Raw genomic sequence first — 21,355 nt, 5'->3', positions numbered from 1 at the left:
CAGGGTCATGCGCTCGGCATGACACTATCTTCCGTTCCCAAATTGGTCGTCTGTCCTTGGAGTTCCGTTTACATTGATCCGCATGTCGGGAGATCGGGAACACGCTCTCTTGGTGGCCTCCAGTGGTGGTCACCTCGCTCAGTTGCTGGCGCTGAGGCCATGGTGGCACGAGCGGGAGCGCACTTGGGTCACGTTCGGCACCGAGGACGCGCGTTCCCAGCTCGACGGCGAGCGTGCCGTGTGGGCGTTCCATCCGACGACCCGCAACGTCCGCAACCTGGTGCGCAACTTCGCCCTCGCCGTCCGCGTCATGCGCCGTGAGCGCCCGCAGGTCGTGGTCTCCACCGGGGCGGCCGTCGCGTTCCCGTTCTTCCTGGTGGCCAGGGCGATGCGCGTGCCGACGGTCTACATCGAGGTGTACGACCGGCTCGACTCGCCGACGCTCACGGGTAGGCTCTGCCGTCCCATCACCGACCTGTTCTGCGTGCAATGGGAGGAACAGACCCGGTTCTACCCCCGTGCGCAGGTCATCGGGAGCCTGCTGTGAGTTCACTGGTCTTCGTCTCCGTCGGCACCGACCACCACCCCTTCGACCGGCTCATCCGCTGGGTCGACGCATGGCTGCCCGAGGGAGTGCCGTGCGTGGTGCAGCACGGCACCTCGGCCCCTCCGCTGCGCGCCGAGGGCGTCGCCTACCTCGACCACGCCGCGCTCACCTCCCTGCTGGACGAGGCGGCCGTGGTCGTCTGCCACGGCGGGCCGACCACCATCACCGAGAGCCGCCGGCACGGCCGCCGCCCGGTCGTCGTCCCCCGCGACCCGTCCCTGGGCGAGCACGTCGACGACCACCAGCAGCGCTTCTGCGCGCGGATGGCGGCCAAGGGCCTCATCAGCACGGCCGCCGACGAGGACGCCTTCCGCGGGCTCGTGGACCACGCTCTCGCCGCGCCGGACGACTTCTCGGTGGCCGCCGACAGCGGTGACGTCGCCGAGTCGGTCGCGCGCTTCGGCGGCCTCGTCGCCGACCTGCTCGCCCGCCGCCGTTGACCCCTCAGATGCCGCGTCCGGTGGCGTGCGCGAGCCGCAGCACGCGGTCGGCGCTGAGCACGCGCAGCGAGACCAGCAGGGCCAGGTAGGCCCGGCGCTCGCGCCAGGAGCCCCGCAGCGCGCGCAGCGCCCACGATCGGGCCTCGCCGCGCTCGCCGAGCGCGGCGTGCGCGAACGCGATCTGGCCCTGGACGCGGGCGAGGCCGCGCGGGTCGTCGGCGAAGCCCGGGTGCTTGCGCAGCAGGTACTGGAGGGCGTCGCTGATCGTGCGCCACTTGCGGTTGAAGTGCGACGTGCGCCCCCACAGCACGGTGACGAGCGGCTCGGCCACGACCGCGATCGGGCCGGCCGCCGCGGCCCGCAGCATCCAGTCGTAGTCCTCGCCGTAGCTGCCGGGGATCTCCTCGTCCACCGGGCCGATCTTGCCGAGGAACGCCGTACGCCGGACCACGACCGTGGACGGGTGCGCCTCCATCACGCGGCGGCGCAGCAGCTCGGCGTGCGTGACGTCCTCCAGGCGCGGCACCCGCGTGATCACCTTGTCGCCGTAGCTGACGTGGATGCCCGACACCACCACGTCGGCGCCGGTCGCGGCCAGGCGTTCGGCCTGGAGCCGCAGCTTCTCCGGCAGCCACGCGTCATCGTCGTCGCAGAAGGCCAGCAGGTCGCCCGAGGCCGTCGCGGCGCCGGCGTTGCGGGCGCCCGCCAGACCGGGGGTGCGGTCGTTGGCGATGACGGTGACCGGGCGCCGCGGGTCGTCATCGGCCAGCGCGGAGTCCGGTTCGGCCTGGTCGAAGACGATGACGCACTGCACCGTGCCCGGATAGTCCTGGTCGCGTACCGCCGCGACGGCGCGGGCGAGCAGCTCCGGGCGGTCGTGCGTGGCGATGATGACGGAGACGGGCGGGAACTCGGGTGTCAAGGAGCGTCCTTCGGATGAGTGATCACGATCCCGCGCGGTGAGGCGCCGGCCTTGTCGAGATGGGAGAGGGCCGCGGTGAGCGGCCGGTCGGTGATCCGCTTGAGCGCGACGGTCACCAGCGTGATGTCGGAGACGGCGGCCAGCGTGACCGCCTCGGCGGTGTCGACGCCCGGGCCGGAGATGACGACGACCCCCGCGTCGCGGTGGGCGCGGTCGACCGCCGCGGCCAGGCCGCGGTCGCCGTCGTTGATCGCCAGCGTCACCACGCGGAAGGACCCGAGGCCGTCGTCGCGGGCGGCCGGATCGCGCGCGCCGTCCTGGTAGACCGACGGCTGGTCGTCCATGACGCGCAGGAGGCTGGTGGGCGCGCCGCTGTGCGCGAACGCCGCGGCCACGCTGACCGCCACCGGGTCCGCGGTCTCGCCCGGCATCCCGGTGACCAGGACGGTGCGCGCGTCCTCGGCGAACGCCAGGTTGCGCAGCCGCCGTCCGGAGTCGGCCAGGTCCTCCCGGCCCGTGTCAGTGAGGATCGGCACCGGGATCCGCCGCCGTACGTCGCGTGCGTAGCGCAGCCGCCGCGGCCGGCGGTCGCGCACCAGGCCGACGGCGAACCCGGCGAGCAGTCCCACGCCCACCCCGGACGTGCGGTTGACGTCGGAGCCGGGGTCGTCGGAGGTCGTGGGCTTGGTCGCGGCGCTCACCGTCTCGGCGAACTGGTCGCCGTACCGCAGCTGTTTCTTCGCGTTCATGATCTGGAGCTGGACCGCCTGGCGGCGGGTGCGGGCCGTGAGCCGGGTCGTGTCCGCGGCGTCTCCGGGCAGCGCCTTCAGCTGGGCCTCCAGGACGGCGATCCGCCGGTTGATCGTCTGGCGGTCGTGCGTCTGGTACTGCCCGATGACGCGGTCGCGCAGCTTGATGAAGGCGCGCGCGACCGCGCGGGCGCCCTGCCGGGCGTTGCCGGGCCGGTTCGCCCGCACGCTGATGACCAGGACGCGGGAGTACGCCGACGCGGTCACCGTCACCCGCTCGCCGATCCGGTCGGCGGGGATGTGGAAGCCCGGGACGCGCTTCAGCTGCTCCAGCACCGAGCCGGACCGCACCAGCTGCGCGTTGGTGTCCATGGTGTCCAGGACCGGCTTCTGGTCGATCGTGGCGTACGGACCCTGTGACAGCGGCGGAAGGCCGGACTCGATGGCCACGGGCGGCACCAGCACGCTCACCGTCGAGGTGTAGGTGTGCTGGGCGGTCGCCGAGCCCACCATGCCGCACAGCGCACCGAGCACGACGGCCAGCAGCAGCACCGGCCACTGGCGGCGGACGAAACCGAAGTAGCGGCCCAGGCGTACGGCGTCGATCTGCACCGGCTCGTCGGCCGGGGTGACGAGCGGTGTCTCGGACAGGGGCGTCAGCGACGCCACGGCGGCACCTCTCCGAGAAGGGTCGCGAGACGCTCGTCGTACGGCGCGAAGTGCTCGGCCAAACGTGTCTGCAGGCCGGGGGACAGCGGCAGGCTCGGGCGCGCGTTGTGGCGTTCGAAGTCGGCCGGCCGCCACCGCTCCAGGCCCAGGAAGTCCACGATCGCGTCGTAGCAGGGCTCCGGCGTGGCGAAGAAGTCCTCGGCGAACGCCACGTGCACCCGCTCGCGGCCGAACAGCTTGAACAGCACCTCGATCTGGTCGGCGTAGTGGCCCCGGTCGAGATAGGAGTGGTGCCGGTGGCTGTGGCTGAGGTAGCCGGGCTCGTTCCTGATCCGGTCGGCCTCGCCGGCGAGGCGCGCCGGCTCCAGTTCGAGGGCGCGCTCGAACGAGGTCTCGGTCTCGAAACCGCGGGCCAGCTCGTGCTTGTGCGCGGAGTAGGCGCGCTCGACCGGGTCGCGGAGCAGGACGAGCAGCTTCACGCCGGGCAGGTCGGCGGCGATGCGCTCGGGAGCCAGCGGGTGGTGCATGTAGTAGCCGGCCGACTCGAACGCGAGCCGGGATTCGCGGCGCAGCGGGAAGTGCCCGCGGTACCAGTCGATCCCGCGCTGGTAGTTCACGTCGAAGTAGTGCACGCCCTTGTGGAAGTTGGGCGGGGTGACGCCCGGGTGCGGCGCGAGGGCGCGGAACAGCGACGTCGTGCCGCCGCGCTGCGTGCCGACCAGCAGGAAGTCCGGCAGCGCGCGCAGCCCGGCGCTGAGCCGCCCGGCCGTACGGCTGACCGCGCGGCCGCTCTCCTTCATCCACTGCGGGGCGTCGCGTCGCGAGATCATGCCGTCCTCCCGGCGTTGGCGTACAGCAGGTCGAGCAGGGCCGTGGCCTGGGCACGCAGCGGCGTGCCGAGGTCGCCCTGCGCGGCGACCAGGTAGCGGCGGGTCAGCTCCAGAACGTACAGCTCGGTGGTGATCGCGGCGGTCCGGCCCGCCTGCCCGAGCGGGGCGAGGATCGCCGGTTCCGGCCACGTGTCGTAGCCCCCGCCGGTCTGCAGGCGGTAGTGCAGCAGGTCGAGGCCGGCCGGCACCTCCGGGTCGTACCGCTCCCAGTCCCACAGCTGGACGGCGCCGCGGTGCCAGGCCATGTTCCAGGGCGTCCAGTCGCCGTGCCAGGCGCCGAACTCCACCTCGTCGCCGCCGTACGTCTCGCCGATGCGTCCCACGGCGTCCGCCAGCCGCTTGCCCTGGTCGGGATCCTCGAGCGTCACGTCGCCGAAGCGGGACCAGAAGCCGCTCTCGGCCAGCGGGACGCGCCGCGTCTCGCCGATCAGCTCCCGCATCGCCGCGACCGGGACGTCGCGGCGCGAGCGGAACGACAGCGGGCCCGTCGGCAGGGGCGAGAGCACGAGCAGGTCGAGACCGCGCCACTCGCCGTGGTGGAGCACCTGGGGCACGCGCAGCCCGTGGAAGGAGCGCTCGGCGAGCCGGCCGAGCGCCGCCGCCTCGCCGGCGATCAGCTCACGTGCCATGGGGGAGTCGCCGACCTTCACGAACGCCAACGGCTCACCGCGCGGGGTGAGGGCGTGCAGGATCGGCTTGCGGTTGGCCCGCTCGGAGCCCAGGCCGACGCTGACCACGACCGGCCGGCCGAGGAGCGCGCCGAGGCGGTCCTCGACGGACTCGCCGGCGCCGGTGACGAGCAGCCGGTCGCGCAGCGCCCGGTCGGCGAGCCCGGCGCGTACGGCGGCGGTGGTGAGCACGCGGGTGACACGCTGCCGCGCGCCCAGGTCGTGGCTGTAGCGGCGCAGCGCGCCGGCGGCGGCCGCGGGGACGCCGGCGGGCAGCAGCAGCCGCGGCCGCTCGGCGTTCGGCAGGAAGGCGAACTCGCGGACCGCGCCCGTGCCGGAGCCGGTGCCGACCTCGGCGTCCGGCCAAAGCCGCGCCACCGCGTCGGCCCACGCCGCGCCCGAACTCATGCGCCCTCCCTGCTCACGCGCCACCCGCCAGGGCGTCGGCCTCGCGCCGGGCGCGCCACATCAGCGCCACCGCGATCATCACCGTGTACAGGGGAACCTCCACCAGGTCGTAGATGAAGAGGAACAGTCCGAACGCCAGCAGCACGCAGCAGCCGGCCACGCCGTACGCCGAGCGCTCCCGCCAGTGCCGGGCGAACCGGATGAGGAAGAAGGCGAGGAACGCGATCGTGCCGATGAGGCCGTTGGCGAACAGCAGCAGCCAGATGTGGCCCTGCGTGCCGAGCGGCGGCGCGCCGCACGCCTTGCAGCCCGGCCGGTCGCCGCCGGTGAGGGAGCTGAGGTTGCCCTGGACCTGACGTGTCGTGCCGAAGCCGACGATCGGCGAGCCGGTGAGCGCGCTGCGCACGCTCTGCTCGGCCAGGAGGGTACGGCGGTTGTTGCTGTGCGGGTTCTGGATCCGCGCCTGGATCATGTCCGGCAGCGGTGAGACCGCGAAGACGAGGCCGCCGACGACCATGCCCGCGACCGCGAGTCGCAGCGCGCGCCGCCCGCCGCGGGCCACTCCCTTGAGACCGGCGAAGCAGACGATCACGCCGAGCGCGATCCACAGGCCGCGGTCGAGGGAGTAGACGACGGGCCACAGGGACGCCAGCAGGATGACGACGCCGGTGACGCGCCGCCACCGGCCGGCCCGCCAGATCCAGGTGATGACGAAGAACGGCAGGAAGAAGGCGTACGCGGCGCCCCAGGTGTTGGCGTAGGCGAACGGCGCCATCGGCCGCGCCTGTTCGTACCCGAGGATCGTCGCCACGTCGGCGGTCTTGGGATGGATGGCGTCGAGCAGGAAGGTGTTGTGGGTGTGCAGCACCATCTCGAGCGGCGAGGTCAGCTGCAGGTGCGGGGCGAACGTGCCGAGCAGGCCGCCTCCGGTCGTCACGATGAACATCCACCCGAGCAGCCGCCCGACCCGGTCGGCGGGCAGTTCCTCGTCGCTCAGGTTGGCGATGTAGAGGCACACGACCGTCGAGGCGGCGTACCAGGCGATGCGCCAGGCGAACGCCAGCAGCCGGCCCATGCTCCCGCCGGGCACCGCGCCGGGCGCGTTCGCCCACAGCACGCCGACGCCGAGGACCACCCAGCACAGGAACAGCGCCCAGGCGCCGAAGCCGCGGGGGACGAGCAGCCGCGACCGCCGTTTGTAGAGGTACACGGCCATCGGCACGCTCATGATCAGGAAGATCAGCATGCCCAGGCCGAGCAGCCACCAGACCGGGAAACCCAGGAAGATCACGGCGAGCGGCCAGCCGGCGGACGGACGCCACGTGGCCGGCCGCGCCATCACTCGTGCCGGGACGACCCTCGTTGTGCCCACCCTGAACGCCCTGTTCTCGTATCCCCTGCGGAAAGTCCGAGACTAACCCGGAGAGCGTGGTGCTCAGCGCTCAACGTTGAACTCGGGCCGTTTGCCGAGCGCGCGGAACGCCTTCAGGGCCTGCGAGGTCGCGTCGATGCTGGTGTTCCCGCCGTCCGGCATGTTCACCGCGTGGGTCGTGTTGAAGTACGACAGCGCCTTGATGCGCGGGTACTTGGCGAACTGCTTCCCGACGCCCTTGAAGAACGCCGGCTTGCGGCCCGGGTCGCCCGGCACCTCCAGCACGGCCCATTCCGACAGCATGAGCGGCTTGTCGGGGAAGTGCTTGGCGGAGTAGTCGTAGAAGCCGGGGAAGCCGAGGTCCTGTTGCGCGGGAGCGACCTTGTTGACGAGGTTCGCGTAGTCCTTGATGTTGGACTTGGCGAACGGGTCGTAGCCGATCCAGTCGACGTACTTGTCGCCCGGGTACAGGTCGCCGAACCACGGCTTGGCCATGTAGCCGGTGTAGCCCATGTAGACCATCGTGAAGAGGATGTTCTTCGCACCGGCGGCGCGGAACCGCGTGACGACGTGCCGGAACATCGCCCGGTAGTCGGCGGCGGTGTAGCCGGAGTTCGGCGCGGTCTTGACCTCTTCCTCCGGCTCGTGGTGGATGACGAGCCAGAACTTCTTGGTGAAGTGCGCCTTGAGATACGCCGCCTCGCGGGCGATCTGGGCGTCCGCGGCCCCGGCGGCCACCTGCTTCCACGTCTTCCCGCTGTCGGGCTTCCAGTTGAGGACCAGCATGCGGTGTTTGCCCGACTGGCGGGTCAGCGCGATCTCGCGGGCGGACGGGAACAGGTCGGCGTAGGAGTGGTAGCCGTGGTAGATGTCCACGGACCGGCCGATCTGGCGTTCGTAGGAGGTCACCGCGGTGACCGGGTCCTGACGCGACCCGATGACCGGGGTGACGCCCCACCACGCGCCGCAGGAGGGGACGAGCTTGGCCGAGACCGTGCACTTCGCGGGAGAGGTGGACGGGTCGCCGCTCCGCGGCGCGAGCTCGGGTTCGTCGCCGCCGCCGTTGCCTCCGATGACGCCGCAGGCCGCCAGTGACACCGCGGTCGTGAGGGCCAGAAAGGCGCGCCCGGCGACGCCGGGCATACGTCTATCCATGGCTGCGCACTATAACCAGCCCCCCTCAACGCGTGGAGCAGAAGGTATGAAACGGATATCTGACACCAGACGGTGTCCCTGGTGACGGTTACATTGCTCGCACACGTGAATCAGCTCCCTCAGGCGGCCGTCCCCCGCTGGGCCGGGTGAGGGCGCGCGGAAGGGGAGAACGCGTGCGCCTTCGCACCTTCATCGCAAGTGGGGCCGCTCTGTTGCTGGCGGCCGGTCTCGTCACGACGACGGCCGGCCCGCCCGCACGGGCGGACACGCCGCAGACCGGCCCGCAGACCGGCATCGTCAGCGCCGACCCGGCGAACTTCACACCCAACCTCGTCGACGGCGACGTCCAGTCCGTCGTGCAGATCGGCAGCCGGATCTTCATCGGCGGCAACTTCACCCAGGTCAAGGAGGCCGGCTCGGACACGGTGATCACCCGCGACCGGGTGCTCGCCTTCGACGCGACGACCGGCAAGATCGACGACAGCTTCAAACCGTCCGCGGACGGCGAGGTGACCGTCCTGCTGCCCGCCGCCGACGGCAAGTCCATCTACCTCGGCGGGATGTTCACCCACATCGACGGCGTCGCGCAGAAGGTCCTGGCGCGGCTCGACGTCGACACCGGCCAGCCCGTGCCCGGCTTCACGCCCAACCTGGACGCCCGGGTCAAGGACCTGCGGCTGGCCGGCGGACGGCTGTGGGTCGGCGGCAACTTCGACCTGGTCGACGGGGCCGCCCAGAACGCCCTGGCCGCGCTCAACCCGGACACGGGGCGCCGGGACGCCTTCCAGAGCCTGTCGTTCAGCGGCACCCAGAACGGCGGCACCACGCTCGTCTACAAGATGGACGTCACACCGGACGGCTCGAAGCTCATCGCGGTCGGTAACTTCACCTCCGTCGGCGGCCAGTCCCGGCCACAGATCGTCATGCTCGACCTGAGCGGGACCTCCGCGACGCTCGCCGACTGGCAGACCAGCCGATACGCCGCCGCCTGCTCCGCCTCGTTCGACTCGTACATGCGCGACGTCGACATCTCACCGGACGGCAGGTTCTTCGTCGTCTCCACCACCGGCGCCGCCGGCGGCACGACCAAGATGTGCGACAGCCAGGCGCGCTGGGAGACCTCGGCCACCGGCTCGAACCTCCAGCCGACCTGGGTGACCTACACCGGCGGCGACACGACGTACGCCGTGGAGATCACCGGCTCGGCGGTCTACGTGGGCGGGCACTTCCGCTGGTCGAACAACCCGTACGGCTCGGACGCGGCGGGCCGGGGCGCCGTCGAGCGGTCCGGCATCGCCGCGCTCGACCCGGCGAACGGCATGCCGTTCCAGTGGAACCCCGGGCGTACCCGCGGCGTGGGCGTCTTCGACCTGCTGGCCACGCAGCAGGGCCTGTGGATGGCCAGCGACACCGACGAGACCGGCGGCGAGACCCACCAGAAGCTCGCCCTGTTCCCCACGGCGGGCGGAAAGACGCTGCCCACGCAGAACACCGGCACGCTGCCGGGCGACGTCTACACCGGCGGCACGGCCACGGTGAACAGCCTGTCGCATCGCTCCTTCGACGGCACCACCGCCGGGTCGGTCACCAGCGATGACACCGGCGGGATCGACTGGCGGACGGTGCGCGGCGCGTTCATGATCAACGACGATCTCTACACCGGAGCCTCGGACGGGAGCCTGTCGCGGCGGAGCTTCGACGGGAAGACGTTCGGCTCGGCGAGCACCGTCGACGGCGCGGACGCGCTGGTCAGCGAGAGCGACTGGCACACCGAGGTTCAGTCGATCAAGGGCATGTTCTACGCGAACGGCCGGATCTACTACACCAAGGGCACCTCGGCGCTGTACTACCGCGGCTTCAACCCCGAGAGCGGCGTCGTCGCGGCGCTGGAGTCCACCGCCACCGGCAACCTGACCGGCGTCGACTGGAGCACGGTCGGCGGCATGTTCACCGCGGGCGGCAGGCTCTACTACGTCAGCACCACGGACGGGAAGCTGCGGAGCCTGGACTTCACCGGCGGCGTGCCCTCCGGCACTCCCACGGTCGTGGACGGCGGCGACTGGCGCGGACAGGGCGTGTTCCTGTACGCGGGCAAGCCCAACAGCCTGCCGTCCGCGACGTTCACCTCCAACTGCGACCACCTCGCCTGCTCCTTCGACGGTTCGGGATCGTCCGACCCGGACGGTTCCATCGCGTCGTACTCCTGGGACTTCGGTGACGGCTCCACCGGCACGGGCGCGACGCCGCAGCACACGTACGCCGCGGCCGGCGACTACACGGTCAAGCTGACCGTCACCGACGACCGCGGCGGCACGGACGCGGCGTCGCAGCAGGTGCAGACGAACGCGGCGAACATCGACTACGTCGGCACCGACGTCTACAACGCCAACACGACGAACGCGACGGTGACGATCCCGTCGTCGGTGCGGGCCGGAGACGGGCTGCTGCTCGCCTTCACCGACAACGACACGACCAAGACCGTCACGCCGCCGTCCGGCTGGCAGCAGGTCGGATCCCAGACCGTCGGCACGGCCGTCTCGACGGTCTGGCAGAAGGTCGCCACGGCGAGCGACGCCGGGCAGACGGTGTCGGTCGGCCTGAGCGACTACGCGAAGGCCAACCTGCGCGTCCTCGCCTACCGGGGCACGAACCCGACGGCGCCGGTCGCGGCCGCCACCAACACCGCCGACCCGGCGAGCACGACGTCGCACACCTCGCCGAACGCGACCGTGTCGGCGGCGGGAAGCTGGGCGGTGACGCTGTGGTCGGACAAGTCGTCGACGACGACGGCCTGGACGGCCCCGAGCGGTGTGACGAGCCGGGGCACCTCGCTCGGCAGCGGCAGCGGCCGGGTCACGTCCCTGGCCGCCGACAGCGGCGGGACGGTGCCGACCGGCACGTACGGCGGCCTGACCGCGACGACGGACGCGGCCAGCCGGGCGGTCACCTGGACGATCGTCCTGGCCGCCGACCAGTAGCCGGAGGATTCGACCGGCGGGGCCGGGCGGCGGAGCACCTCCACCGCCCGGCCCCGCCGCGTGTCCGGGCGACGGCCGCGGAAACAGTCCACCGGATCCGGGAACCGTCCGTGGGAGATCGGCCGAGTAGGAGTGACCGCGCCCCGCGCCGAGAGGAACCCCATGGACGTTCGTCCCCCCGCCCGCCACGCCTAGCCTGCCGCCGGGTGATGCCGTGACCGAGCCACTCTCCGACCGCGTGCTCATCGAACGGTCGCTTGGCGAACCCGAGTGCTTCGCCGCGCTGTTCGACCGGCACTCCGCGGAGATCTTCCGCTATCTGGCGCGCCGGGTGGGCCCGGACGTCGCCGAGGACGCGACGGCGGAGACGTTCCTCACGGCGTTCCGCAAACGCGACCGGTTCTCCGGGGAACGCGACGACGCGCGGCCGTGGCTGTACGGCATCGCGACGAGGACCATCGGCGAGCATCGCCGCGCCGAGGCACGGCGCCGGCGGGCGCTCGGCCGTCTCGACACCACGACCGCGGCCGAGCCGTTCGAGGAACTGGCGGCCGGGCGGGTGAGCGCCCAGCGGCTCGGCGGGCGGCTGGCCGGGATGCTCGGCCGGCTGTCCGCCGGCGAACGCGACCTGCTGTTGCTGATCGCCTGGGCGGACCTGACGTACGAGGAGGCGGCCGAGGCGCTGGACGTGCCGGTCGGCACGGTGCGCTCACGGTTGCACCGTGCCCGGCGGAAGGCGCGCAAGGCACTGGGCGGCGCCGATCCGCTGACCATCGGCGAGAGGTCACCGGCATGAAGGGGCGGGACATGGACGAACTCGAACTGCTGCGTACGGCACGCCCCGACGTGCCCTCGTATCCGGAACCGGCACGGGAGAAGGCCCGCGCCGCGCTGATCGCCGCCGCCGATCCGGGCTCCCGGCGCCGGGCGGTGCCCGCCATCCGGCGGCCGTGGGGCCTGGCGGGCGTCGCGGCCGGTCTGGTCGTCGCGGTCGTCGCGGCCGCCGTCGTCCGGCAGGCCGTCACGCACGACGGGGCCGGTGCCGTGCCACGGCCGGGATCGGCCACGGCCGGGACACCCGTCAACGCCGCCCAGGTGCTGTCTCTCGCCGCGGACGCCGTCGAGACACGGGCCGCGGTACGTCCGCGTCCCGACCAGTGGGCCTACGTGAAGAAGATGAGCTACTCCAGTGTGGACCGCGGCGCGGAGGGCAGCGTGCGGGTCGCGGGTGGCGGCAGGGCGATGGTCACGGAGGTCTGGACTCGGTTCGACGGCGCCCGCGAGGCGTACCGGGGCGACAACATGGTCGACGATGACCGCCACCGGCTGCACGTCGCGAACCTCGATCACGACGCGGACGAGACGACACCGATCGAGGACTACGCCCGCCTCGCCGTCCTGCCCACCGATCCCGGCAAGCTCGTGAAGAAGCTCTGCCCGCACACTCCGTCCACGGCGGACCCCACCGGGTGCGTCTTCTCGATGGCCGACAAGCTGCTGCGCGACGTGGCGCTTCCGCCGAGGTTGCAGGCGGCGTTCTACCGGGTGCTGGCGACGCTTCCGCACGTCGTCGTCCGGCGCGACGTGGCCGACCTGGCGGGTCGGCGCGTCCTCGCGGTGGCCGAGGCCTATCCACGGGACTTCCAGAGCGAGCAGATTCTCCTGGACCCGCGCACGTACGAGTACCGGGGCGAGCGGCTCGTCTGGACGGCGGATCCGAACGAGGCGCCGCCCGGTGCCGGGCGGACGCCTCCGCGGGTGCTCGTGTCGCCCACGAGCGCCCAGGCCCGGCAGGAGTACACCGAGACCGTCCAGCTGGCGGCGGGGATCGTGGACCACGCCGGCGAGCGCCCGAAGTCCTGAACCGCCCGGGAACACGACGACGCCGCCGGACCTTGTCGTCAGGTCCGGCGGCGTCGCCGGTGTCGCGCAAAGAGCGGTTACGACAGCGGGAACTCCCCGATGCGACCGTGGTACTCGTGGCCCAGCTCGTCGGTGTCGCTGCCGACGTACAGGCCGCTGGAGGTGGCGACGAGGGCCTCGACGCCGTGGCCGCGGGTGCGGGTCGGGTTCCAGGACAGGGCCTTGCCGCCGCTCGGGTTCAGCGCCGCGATGCCCGGGCGGGACACGGCGCCGGGGCCGGCGCTGTCGTGACCCTGCGGGTTGTCCATCCAGCGCTGGTGGCCGCCGACGTAGATCGCCTTGCCGGTCACCGAGACGGACAGGAGCGTGTCGCCGCCGGTCCAGTTCACCCAGGTCGGGTTCTGGCCCGCGCCGGTCTTGCTCGTCTCCCAGCGGGCCGCCGAGTCGCACAGCTGGCTGGTGCCGTGGGGCGCGCCGGTCGTGACGACCACGAAGTAGGAGCCGTCGGGGGCGAAGTCGATGCCGCGCATGTAGGTGTCGAACGACGAGCTGCACGGCGTGGCGTACCGCTCGGTCGCCCAGGAGGACAGCGCCGGCGTGCCCGAGGTGTCGATCATCGCGATCTGGTAGCGGCGCTTGCCAGCGACCTGGGTGAAGGTGCCGTCGATGACGAGGTGCTTGTCGGCCGGGTCGACCGCCATCCGGTAGACCTTCAGCGCGCCCGAGCGCGGCGTCGTGACGGACAGGTTGAGACCGGCGTCCTTGCCGGTCGTGGCGTCCACCCGGGCCAGGGGCGCGTGGGTCTTGCCGGCGATGGTGGTGAACTCACCGCCGATGTAGACGTGGCTGCCGCGCCGGATCATCGTGAAGATGAGCCCGTGGCCGACGCGCGGGTTGAAGCCGGAGACGGCCTTGCCGGTGGTGACGCTGAGCTTGGTCAGCGAGCCGAGCCCGACGCCGTTGGTGTTGGTGAACGAGCCGCCGACGTACACGGTGTTCGACGTGCCCGCCTGCAGGGCGTACACGGTGCCGTCGACCTTCGGCACGAACTTCGTGTCGACCTTTCCGGTCTTGGCGTCGAAGGCGAAGATGTTGTGCCGCGAGATGCTCGTGCTCGACCCGGCGTTCTTGACGTGGTCGAAGTTACCGGCGACGACGACCTTCGAACCCACGACGGCGATGGCGCGAACCGTGCCGTCGGTGACGTTCGGCGTCGTGTTGACCGGGTTCTGCGACACAACCGCGCTTTGCGCGATATCGGCCTGGGCCGCGGGAACGGCGGCCCCTGCGGTGGCGGCTGCGGTGGCTATCGCCACACTGAGCACGCGTCGGCGCATGGTTTTGCTCCCAATTTTCTTCACCCGTGAACCGAGCTTGTCTATCACAGGCCTCTGGCGGGGATCCGTGGCTCGGTGTTGATCGAGACATCATTGTTGCCGTTGATCGCCGCGCTTGCCCGGAAGTACGGGAAATAGGCGGCGCCGGGCCGCATTCCCTTCCGAATCAGCCGCCTGAAATCAGCCGCGCTGGCGGTCGAAGATCGCGATCGGGCGCAGGCCGTGGGCGGCCCGCAGCAGCATCCACAGGGCCGCCGCGCCGACCAGCACGGCGAGGAGGATCCACAACATCGCGGCGTTGCCGATGCCGAACATCTTCAGTGCCGACGCCAGCAGCACGAACGCCAGGACGCGCCGGATCAGCCCGCCCGGCGCGCGTGCGGAGATCAGCGAGCCGATGATCACACCGGGGATCGACCCGGCCAGCAACGCGACGGTGACCGCGAGGTGGAAGTCCCCGAAGAAGATGTGCCCGAGCGCGGCGGCCCACACCAGCGGCACCGCCTGCAGCAGGTCCGTGCCGACGAGGTGGTTGGCCTTCAGGGTGGGATAGAGCGCGAGCAGCGTCACGATGATGAGCGATCCGGAGCCGACCGAGGTCATGCCCACGCTCAGGCCGCCGACGATCCCGACGATCACTGTGGGGACCGGCCGTACGGCGATGACGGGCGGGGGCTCGGAGGCCGGTGAGCCGGGAGCGGCCGTACGGCGGTCGGGGCGGCGGGAGGCCCGGTCCTTCATCGCGAGGTACCCGCGGATGGCCAGGCCGGCGGCGGCCATGAGGAGGGCCACGCCCATCGCCTTGCCGATCACGTCCTGCACCCCGCTGCCGTCCCCGAGGGCGCGGGCGATGAGCACGCCGCAGAAGGCGGAGGGCACCGAGCCCGCGCAGAGCCAGCCGACGAGGCGGAGGTTGACGGTGCCGTGACGCAGGTGCACGAGGCTGCCCACCGGCTTCATGATCGCCGCGGCGACGAGGTCGCTGGAGACGGCGGTGAGCGGTGGAACGCCGAAGAGCACGGTGAGCATCGGCGTCATCAGGGCGCCGCCGCCCATGCCGGTCAGGCCGACGATGACCGACACGAGGAGCGCCCCCGCCGCCATCGTGAAGTCGAAGTGCATCTGTATGTCCTACCGGCAAACTAGGCAACTCGCCCCAGCGTACCTTCCGGCGGACAATGACCACCAGAGTGGTGGTAAACGGACCTGTCGGCCCGGCTTTTCGGCTCAGCCGGTGCGGACCCAGTCTCCGGCGACGAGGTGGTCGAAGACCCGCGTCACGGCGTCGTGCGGGGACAGGCCGGACGTGTCGATCGTCAGGTCCGCGTCCTCCGGCGCTTCGTACGGGTCGGAGATGCCGGTGAACTCCGGGATGACGCCGGCCCGCGCCTTGGCGTACAGGCCCTTGCGGTCACGGCGCTCGCACTCGGCCAGCGGCGTGGACACGTGGACGAGGACGAAGTCGCCGGCCGCCTCCACCATGCGGCGCACCTCCGCGCGGGTGGCGGCGTACGGGGCGATCGGGGCGCAGACGGCCACCCCGCCATGGCGGGTGATCTCGGCCGCGACGTACCCGATGCGGCGGATGTTGAGGTCGCGGTCCTCGCGGGAGAACGTCAGGCCGGCCGACAGCAGCCGGCGGACGACGTCGCCGTCCAGCAGCGTCACCGTACGGCCGCCGCGCTCGACCAGCATGTCGGACAGGCCGCGCGCGAGCGTCGACTTGCCCGAGCCGGACAGGCCCGTGAAGAACACCGTCACGCCCCGCCGGTGCCGCGGCGGGTGGGCGCGCCGCAGCTCCTCGGCCACCGCGGGCGTGGTGAACCACTCGGGGATCTCCTCGCCGCGGTCGAGCAGGTCGGCCAACTCCTCGTCGGTCGGCTCGTCGCGCACGTCATCAGGCTCGATCTTGGCGGTCGGCCGCCACACGTCGAGGCTCTCGTCGAACGCCCACGGCTCCGGAGCGGCGAGCGTCAGCGGCGCCGCCTCCTCGTCGGCCGCGGTGAACGACGGCGCGAACAGATGCGTCGCGCCGTACGCGGCGGCGACGTGCGCGGTGAGCAGCAGCTCGCGTCCGTGGCGTTCGGCCAGCGGCACGGGCACGACCAGCGCGTCGCCCGGCAGGTCGCGGCGCACGCTCAGCACCGCGCGCACGAGCGCGTCGTGGCCGCCCTCGCCCAGGAGCGGCAGGACGAGGACCCGCGCGCCGAGCTTCTCGGCGAGCTGGCGCAACTGTCCGAGCTGACGCCGGTGCAGCGGCGTGCGCGTCGCGACGGCGAGGGCCGGGGCGCCCGCCAGCTCCAGGCGCACCTCGTCCGGCGGTACGCGGAGCCCGCGGAACGGGCCGTGCTCGGGTGTGCGCAGCGGCGTGACCGGTCCGGCCATCCGCCATCCCGAGGGGGCCGGCTCGCGCAGCGGGTCGGCGTCGGCCAGGGCGTCCGGCGCGGGCGCGGGTTCCTTCCACGCCTCGGCCGCGGTCAGCACCGCGAGCGGCACGCCTTCGGGATCGGTCAGGATCAGGCGTTCTTCCTTCACCAGGTCCTCGGGGACGGCGAGCGTCACCGGCACCGGCCAGGGCGTGCCGTCGGACAGCCGCCCGGCCGCCGCGACGGTCGCGGCGTCGACCGCGCCCAGGAATCCGGTGAGCGGCTGGAACGCGCCGTTCAGCAGGAGCTCGAGGTCGGCCAGCTCGGCCGGGCCCGGCGTGAGAGTCGGCAGATCGCGCAGCTCGCCGGTTTCGGTGGTCAACGCGGACTCCGATCGTGTCTAGACCCCTGACCATTGCACTGTACGCGCTGCACAGGACACCTCAGATGATGCGGGCGAAGCGGTTTTCCGGCTTGCGGATCACCATGGTGACCTCACTGTAGGCCGAGGTCACCCGGCCGCGGCCGAGCAGCGCCACGACACGGAACGCGATGCCCATCACGCGTCCGAAGCCGGTCACGGTGTCGCGCGAGGTGATCTCCTCGGCGATGACCAGCCCGCGCATCATGCAGTACCAGCGCATGCCCTCCAGCGAGGCGACCCGGTCGTACACGGCCGGCGGCGGCTGCTCGTGGTGCCACAGCAGCTGCCGCAGCCAGTGCGGCAGTCGACGGTCGAGGTAGCCGAAGGCGCCGGCGCGGTCGCGGAACCGCACGACCATCATCCCGCCCGGTTTCAGCGCGGCGACGAAGCGGTCGAGCACGAGTTCCGCGTGCGCGATCCGCTCGATCAGGTGCGAGGCGCGGACCACGTCGTACACGCGCGGCGGCATCGGGACGGTGCGCAGGTCGCCCAGCTGCCAGCTGTCGAGGTCACGCCGCGACTCCGTGTGCGCGCGCAGCGGCGGCTGGTCGTCGTCCACGCCGGTGATGACGCACTCATGGGCGGCCAGCTCGATCTCGCGCGCCCACCCGCAGCCGGCGTCGAGGATCGCGAGCCGCTGCATGGGCCTCTCGAGGGCGTACTCCCGGACGCGTGCTGGGAACAGGCCACCGTCGTGAATCGGCGGTGTTCGCAGGTCGGTCACAACTCCGGAGAGTAGTCGCCCGCATCCGCATCGTGCTCGCAATCGACTTTGTCCGTGTGGTGCGTTTCGTCTTACCGCTCCTCATGGGGAGGCGCCCCTGTGGTAACCGGGTGCGCGTAGGCTGGGAACCCCTGGGGGCGCCACTGCCTTCGGGTGTTTCCCGCTGCCCGCCTCTGTGAGCTCATGACCCTTTCCGGACTGCTCGACGTCGCCTCGGCCGACCCCGCCCTCGTGGCGGCGGTCTCCGGTGGCGACCCGCGGCTCGACCTCGTCGCGCCGCCCGCGCTAAGGCCGCTTCTCGGTGCCGCGTTCGCCCGCGAACCCGGTCGTACCGTCCTGATGGTCACCGCCACCGAACGCGAGGCCGAGGACCTCACCGCCGCGCTGACGAGCCTGCTCGATCCCGCCGACGTCGCGGCGTTCCCGGCCTGGGAGACGCTGCCGCACGAGCGGCTGTCGCCGCGCTCGGACACGGTCGGCCAGCGTCTCGCCGTGCTGCGGCGCCTGGCGCACGGCGACCCGGACGACCCCGCGGCGGGTCCGCTGCGCGTCGTGGTCGCCCCGGTCCGCGCCGTGCTGCAGCCCATCGTGTCCGGCCTCGGCGACCTGGAGCCCGTACGCCTGCGCGCCCAGGACGAGGTGGAGCTCGACGACGTCGTCCGGCGGCTGGCCGACGGCGGCTACAACCGGGTCGACCTGGTGGAGAAGCGCGGTGAGATCGCCGTGCGCGGTGGCATCCTCGACGTCTTCCCGCCCACCGAGGAGCACCCGCTGCGCGTGGAGTTCTGGGGCGACCAGGTCGAGGAGATCCGCTACTTCAAGGCGGCCGACCAGCGCTCGCTGGAGGTGGCGCAGGACGGCCTGTGGGCGCCGCCCTGCCGCGAACTGCCGCTGACGGAGTCCGTGCGCGAGCGCGCCAAGGACCTGGCGAGCGAGCACCCGGCGCTGGCCGAGGTCCTCGACCAGATCGCCGACGGCTCGGCGGTCGAGGGCATGGAGGCGTTCGCGCCCGTGCTCGCCGACCACATGGAGCTGCTGCTCGACGTGCTGCCCGACGGCTCCTGGGTGGTCGTCTGCGACCCCGAGCGCATCCGGACGCGGGCCGCGGAGCTGGTCAGCACCGGCCAGGAGTTCCTCGAGGCGTCCTGGGTCAACGCCGCCGCGGGCGGCGAGGCGCCGATCGACCTCGGCGAGGCGGCCTACCGCACGCTCGAAGAGGTGCGCGACCACGCCTCCGGGCTCGGCCTGCCGTGGCGCACCATCACCCCGTTCGCGAGCGCCGAAACGACGACGCGGCGGGAGTACTCCGACGCCACCGGGGAGCTGACCGAGGTCACCGAGGTGAGCGGCGAGCCCGACGGCGACGCGCTGCGCGTCGGCGCGCGCGCCGCCGACTTCTACCGCGGCGACACCCAGCGCGTCATGGCCGACGTGAAGGGCTGGATCCACGACGGCTGGCGCGTCGTGCTCGTCACCGAGGGGCACGGCCCGGCCGAGCGCCTCGCCGAGGTGGTCCGCGAGGAGGGCCTCGGCGCCAAGGTCGCCGACCTGGACGGCCCGCCGGAGCCCGCGCTCGTGAACGTCGCCTGCGGGCGCCTCGACCACGGCTTCGTCTGGGACGCGGTGCGCCTCGCGGTCCTCACCGAGACCGACCTGTCCGGGCAGAAGTCCTCCACCAAGGACATGCGGCGCATGCCGTCGCGCCGCCGCGGCGGCATCGACCCGCTGCGGCTCACTCCCGGCGACTACATCGTGCACGAGCAGCACGGCGTCGGCCGCTACGTCGAGATGGCGAGCCGTACGGTCCAGGGCGCCACCCGCGAGTACCTCATCATCGAGTACGCCAAGGGCGACCGGCTGTTCGTGCCGACCGACCAGCTGGAGGAGGTCACCCGCTACGTCGGCGGCGAGGCGCCCAGCCTGCACCGGCTCGGCGGCGCGGAGTGGCAGAAGCAGAAGGGCCGCGCCCGCAAGGCGGTGCGCCAGATCGCGGGCGAGCTGATCCGGCTCTACTCCGCCCGGCAGGCCTCGCCGGGGCACGCGTTCGCGCCCGACACGCCGTGGCAGCGGGAGCTGGAGGACGCCTTCCCGTACGTCGAGACGCCCGACCAGCTCGGTGCGATCGACGAGGTCAAGTCCGACATGGAGAAGCCGGTGCCGATGGACCGGCTGATCTGCGGCGACGTCGGCTACGGCAAGACCGAGATCGCGGTGCGCGCGGCGTTCAAGGCGGTCCAGGACGGCCGGCAGGTCGCGGTCCTGGTGCCCACGACGCTGCTGGTGCAGCAGCACCTGTCGACGTTCGCCGAGCGGTTCGCGGCGTTCCCGGTCACCATCAAGCCGATCAGCCGGTTCCAGACCGCCGGCGAGGTCGCCGAGACACTGCGCGGTCTCGCCGACGGCAGCGTCGACCTGGTCATCGGCACGCACCGGCTGCTGTCGCCCGAGATCCGGTTCAAGGAGCTGGGCCTGGTCATCATCGACGAGGAGCAGCGGTTCGGCGTCGAGCACAAAGAACGCCTCAAGGAGATGCGCACCCAGGTCGACGTCCTGGCCATGTCGGCCACGCCGATCCCGCGCAGCCTGGAGATGGGCCTGTCCGGTATCCGCGAGATGTCGACGATCCTCACCCCGCCCGAGGAGCGGCATCCGGTGCTGACGTTCGTCGGCCCGTACGACGACAAGCAGATCGCCGCCGCGATCCGCCGTGAGCTGCTCCGCGAGGGCCAGGTCTTCTTCGTCCACAACCGCGTGCGCTCGATCGACAAGGTGGCCAAGCACCTGGCCGAACTGGTGCCCGAGGCCCGGGTCGGCGTCGCGCACGGCCAGATGAACGAGCACCAGCTCGAGAAGATCATGGTCGACTTCTGGGAGAAGGAGTACGACGTCCTGGTCGCCACGACGATCGTGGAGAGCGGGCTGGACATCCCGAACGCCAACACGCTGATCGTCGACCGGGCCGACATGTACGGCCTGTCGCAGCTCCACCAGCTGCGCGGCCGGGTCGGGCGCGGGCGCGAGCGCGCGTACGCCTACTTCCTGTACCCGCCCGAGGCGCCGCTCACCGAGACCGCGCACGAGCGGCTGGCCACGATCGCCCAGCACACCGAGATGGGCGCGGGCATGTTCGTGGCCATGAAGGACCTGGAGATCCGAGGCTCCGGCAACGTCCTCGGCGCCGAGCAGTCCGGCCACATCGCCGGCGTCGGTTTCGACCTGTACGTCCGGATGGTCGGCGAGGCCGTGCGCGAGCTGCGCGAGGACGGTCCGGCCGAGACACCCGAGGTCAAGGTCGAGCTGCCGGTCGACGCGCACATCCCGCACGAGTACGTCCCGGGGGAGCGGCTGCGGCTGGAGGCGTACCGCCGCATCGCGGGCGTCCAGGACGGTTCGGAGCTCGAACCCGTGCGCGAGGAGCTCGCCGACCGTTTCGGCCCGCTGCCGGTGCCGGTGCTGAACCTCCTGGAGGTCGCGCGGTTCCGTGCCCTCGCGCGCCGGGCCGGGCTGACGGACGTCACCCTGCAGGGCAACCACATCCGGTTCTCACCCGTGCAGCTGCCGGACTCGCGCCGGGTCCGGCTGCAACGCCTGTACCCCAAGAGCATCCTCAAGGCCGCGACCAATACGCTGCTGGTGCCGACGCCCAAGACGGCTCCGCTGGGCGGCCGCCCGCTGCGCGACCAGGAGCTGCTGAAATGGGCCACCGACCTCGTCGAGGCGCTGTTCCTCCCCGAGCCGGTGGCGCAGTGAGATGGTTCCCCGAGAGCCACGAAACGAGAAGGA

16 protein-coding genes are annotated in these 21,355 nt (G+C 72.0%); 6 read left to right on the top strand and 10 right to left on the bottom strand.

Features of this window, described 5'->3' with window-relative positions:
- The first annotated feature begins 82 nt into the window (after positions 1-82).
- Both pssD and QSK37_RS08445 read left to right on the top strand, forming a co-directional pair.
- Positions 83-547 (top strand): PssD/Cps14F family polysaccharide biosynthesis glycosyltransferase, encoded by a 465-nt coding sequence (pssD, locus tag QSK37_RS08450; RefSeq protein ID WP_285618733.1) that lies wholly within the window; start codon positions 83-85, stop codon positions 545-547.
- Positions 544-1,047, top strand: a complete 504-nt coding sequence (locus QSK37_RS08445) for a glycosyltransferase (protein WP_285571200.1) — start codon at positions 544-546, stop codon at positions 1,045-1,047. Before pssD ends, QSK37_RS08445 begins: the two co-directional genes overlap by 4 nt.
- A 4-nt stretch (positions 1,048-1,051) precedes the next feature.
- Here the strand turns inward: QSK37_RS08445 and QSK37_RS08440 are convergent, their stop codons facing one another.
- From QSK37_RS08440 to QSK37_RS08415, 6 genes are all read right to left on the bottom strand, one after another.
- Positions 1,052-1,969 carry a glycosyltransferase family 2 protein gene (locus tag QSK37_RS08440; RefSeq protein WP_285618731.1) on the bottom strand — a complete coding sequence of 306 codons (918 nt, stop codon included), beginning with the start codon at positions 1,967-1,969 and terminating at the stop codon, positions 1,052-1,054.
- A complete protein-coding gene (locus QSK37_RS08435; protein WP_285618730.1) occupies positions 1,966-3,387 on the bottom strand; it encodes a Wzz/FepE/Etk N-terminal domain-containing protein in 1,422 nt (473 codons plus the stop codon). Before QSK37_RS08435 ends, QSK37_RS08440 begins: the two co-directional genes overlap by 4 nt.
- Positions 3,375-4,217: a sulfotransferase domain-containing protein gene (locus QSK37_RS08430; protein WP_285618728.1), complete on the bottom strand. Its 843-nt coding sequence runs from the start codon at positions 4,215-4,217 to the stop codon at positions 3,375-3,377. The genes QSK37_RS08435 and QSK37_RS08430 overlap by 13 nt, the downstream gene beginning before the upstream one ends.
- The gene (locus QSK37_RS08425) at positions 4,214-5,353 is read right to left on the bottom strand and encodes a protein kinase family protein (RefSeq protein WP_285618726.1); all 1,140 of its coding nucleotides are present in this window, start codon (positions 5,351-5,353) and stop codon (positions 4,214-4,216) included. Before QSK37_RS08425 ends, QSK37_RS08430 begins: the two co-directional genes overlap by 4 nt.
- A 13-nt stretch (positions 5,354-5,366) precedes the next feature.
- Positions 5,367-6,725, bottom strand: a complete 1,359-nt coding sequence (locus QSK37_RS08420) for a hypothetical protein (RefSeq protein WP_285618724.1) — start codon at positions 6,723-6,725, stop codon at positions 5,367-5,369.
- Between the two features lie 63 nt (positions 6,726-6,788).
- On the bottom strand, positions 6,789-7,880 hold the full coding sequence (locus tag QSK37_RS08415) for a glycosyl hydrolase (protein ID WP_285618722.1): 1,092 nt from the start codon (positions 7,878-7,880) through the stop codon (positions 6,789-6,791).
- Between the two features lie 173 nt (positions 7,881-8,053).
- Here QSK37_RS08415 and QSK37_RS08410 point away from each other — a divergent pair, with 173 nt between their 5' ends.
- From QSK37_RS08410 to QSK37_RS08400, 3 genes are all read left to right on the top strand, one after another.
- Entirely contained in the window at positions 8,054-10,858 is a 2,805-nt protein-coding gene (locus QSK37_RS08410; protein WP_285618720.1) for a PKD domain-containing protein, read from the top strand.
- Between the two features lie 214 nt (positions 10,859-11,072).
- Entirely contained in the window at positions 11,073-11,654 is a 582-nt protein-coding gene (locus tag QSK37_RS08405; protein WP_285618719.1) for an RNA polymerase sigma factor, read from the top strand.
- Positions 11,655-11,665: 11 nt separating this feature from the next.
- The gene (locus QSK37_RS08400; RefSeq protein WP_285618718.1) at positions 11,666-12,721 is read left to right on the top strand and encodes a CU044_5270 family protein; all 1,056 of its coding nucleotides are present in this window, start codon (positions 11,666-11,668) and stop codon (positions 12,719-12,721) included.
- Positions 12,722-12,798: 77 nt separating this feature from the next.
- On the opposite strand, the gene QSK37_RS08395 is transcribed toward QSK37_RS08400, so the two are convergent.
- From QSK37_RS08395 to QSK37_RS08380, 4 genes are all read right to left on the bottom strand, one after another.
- The gene (locus QSK37_RS08395; RefSeq protein ID WP_285618716.1) at positions 12,799-13,959 is read right to left on the bottom strand and encodes a hypothetical protein; all 1,161 of its coding nucleotides are present in this window, start codon (positions 13,957-13,959) and stop codon (positions 12,799-12,801) included.
- A 279-nt stretch (positions 13,960-14,238) separates the two neighbouring features.
- Complete coding sequence (locus tag QSK37_RS08390) at positions 14,239-15,180, bottom strand: sulfite exporter TauE/SafE family protein (RefSeq protein WP_285618715.1); 942 nt, start codon at positions 15,178-15,180, stop codon at positions 14,239-14,241.
- 105 nt (positions 15,181-15,285) lie between these two features.
- Positions 15,286-16,806, bottom strand: a complete 1,521-nt coding sequence (gene cysC / locus QSK37_RS08385; RefSeq protein WP_285618714.1) for an adenylyl-sulfate kinase — start codon at positions 16,804-16,806, stop codon at positions 15,286-15,288.
- A gap of 61 nt (positions 16,807-16,867) precedes the next feature.
- On the bottom strand, positions 16,868-17,572 hold the full coding sequence (locus QSK37_RS08380; RefSeq protein ID WP_285618713.1) for a class I SAM-dependent methyltransferase: 705 nt from the start codon (positions 17,570-17,572) through the stop codon (positions 16,868-16,870).
- A 183-nt stretch (positions 17,573-17,755) separates the two neighbouring features.
- Here QSK37_RS08380 and mfd point away from each other — a divergent pair, with 183 nt between their 5' ends.
- Entirely contained in the window at positions 17,756-21,322 is a 3,567-nt protein-coding gene (gene mfd, locus QSK37_RS08375) for a transcription-repair coupling factor (protein WP_285618711.1), read from the top strand.
- Positions 21,323-21,355: the final 33 nt, after the last annotated feature.

Origin of the sequence: Actinoallomurus iriomotensis (assembly GCF_030269445.1) — a bacterium.
Classification (GTDB): domain Bacteria; phylum Actinomycetota; class Actinomycetes; order Streptosporangiales; family Streptosporangiaceae; genus Actinoallomurus; species Actinoallomurus iriomotensis.
This window is presented reverse-complemented; position numbering and strand designations above follow the sequence as displayed.

Coding starts and splice junctions, on each gene's coding strand:
- QSK37_RS08390 (WP_285618715.1), bottom strand. CDS start 15,180: ATGCACTTCGACTTCACGATGGCGGCGGGGGCGCTCCTCGTGTCGGTC.
- QSK37_RS08400 (WP_285618718.1), top strand. CDS start 11,666: ATGGACGAACTCGAACTGCTGCGTACGGCACGCCCCGACGTGCCCTCG.
- QSK37_RS08415 (WP_285618722.1), bottom strand. CDS start 7,880: ATGGATAGACGTATGCCCGGCGTCGCCGGGCGCGCCTTTCTGGCCCTC.
- pssD (WP_285618733.1), top strand. CDS start 83: ATGTCGGGAGATCGGGAACACGCTCTCTTGGTGGCCTCCAGTGGTGGT.
- mfd (WP_285618711.1), top strand. CDS start 17,756: ATGACCCTTTCCGGACTGCTCGACGTCGCCTCGGCCGACCCCGCCCTC.
- QSK37_RS08430 (WP_285618728.1), bottom strand. CDS start 4,217: ATGATCTCGCGACGCGACGCCCCGCAGTGGATGAAGGAGAGCGGCCGC.
- QSK37_RS08425 (WP_285618726.1), bottom strand. CDS start 5,353: ATGAGTTCGGGCGCGGCGTGGGCCGACGCGGTGGCGCGGCTTTGGCCG.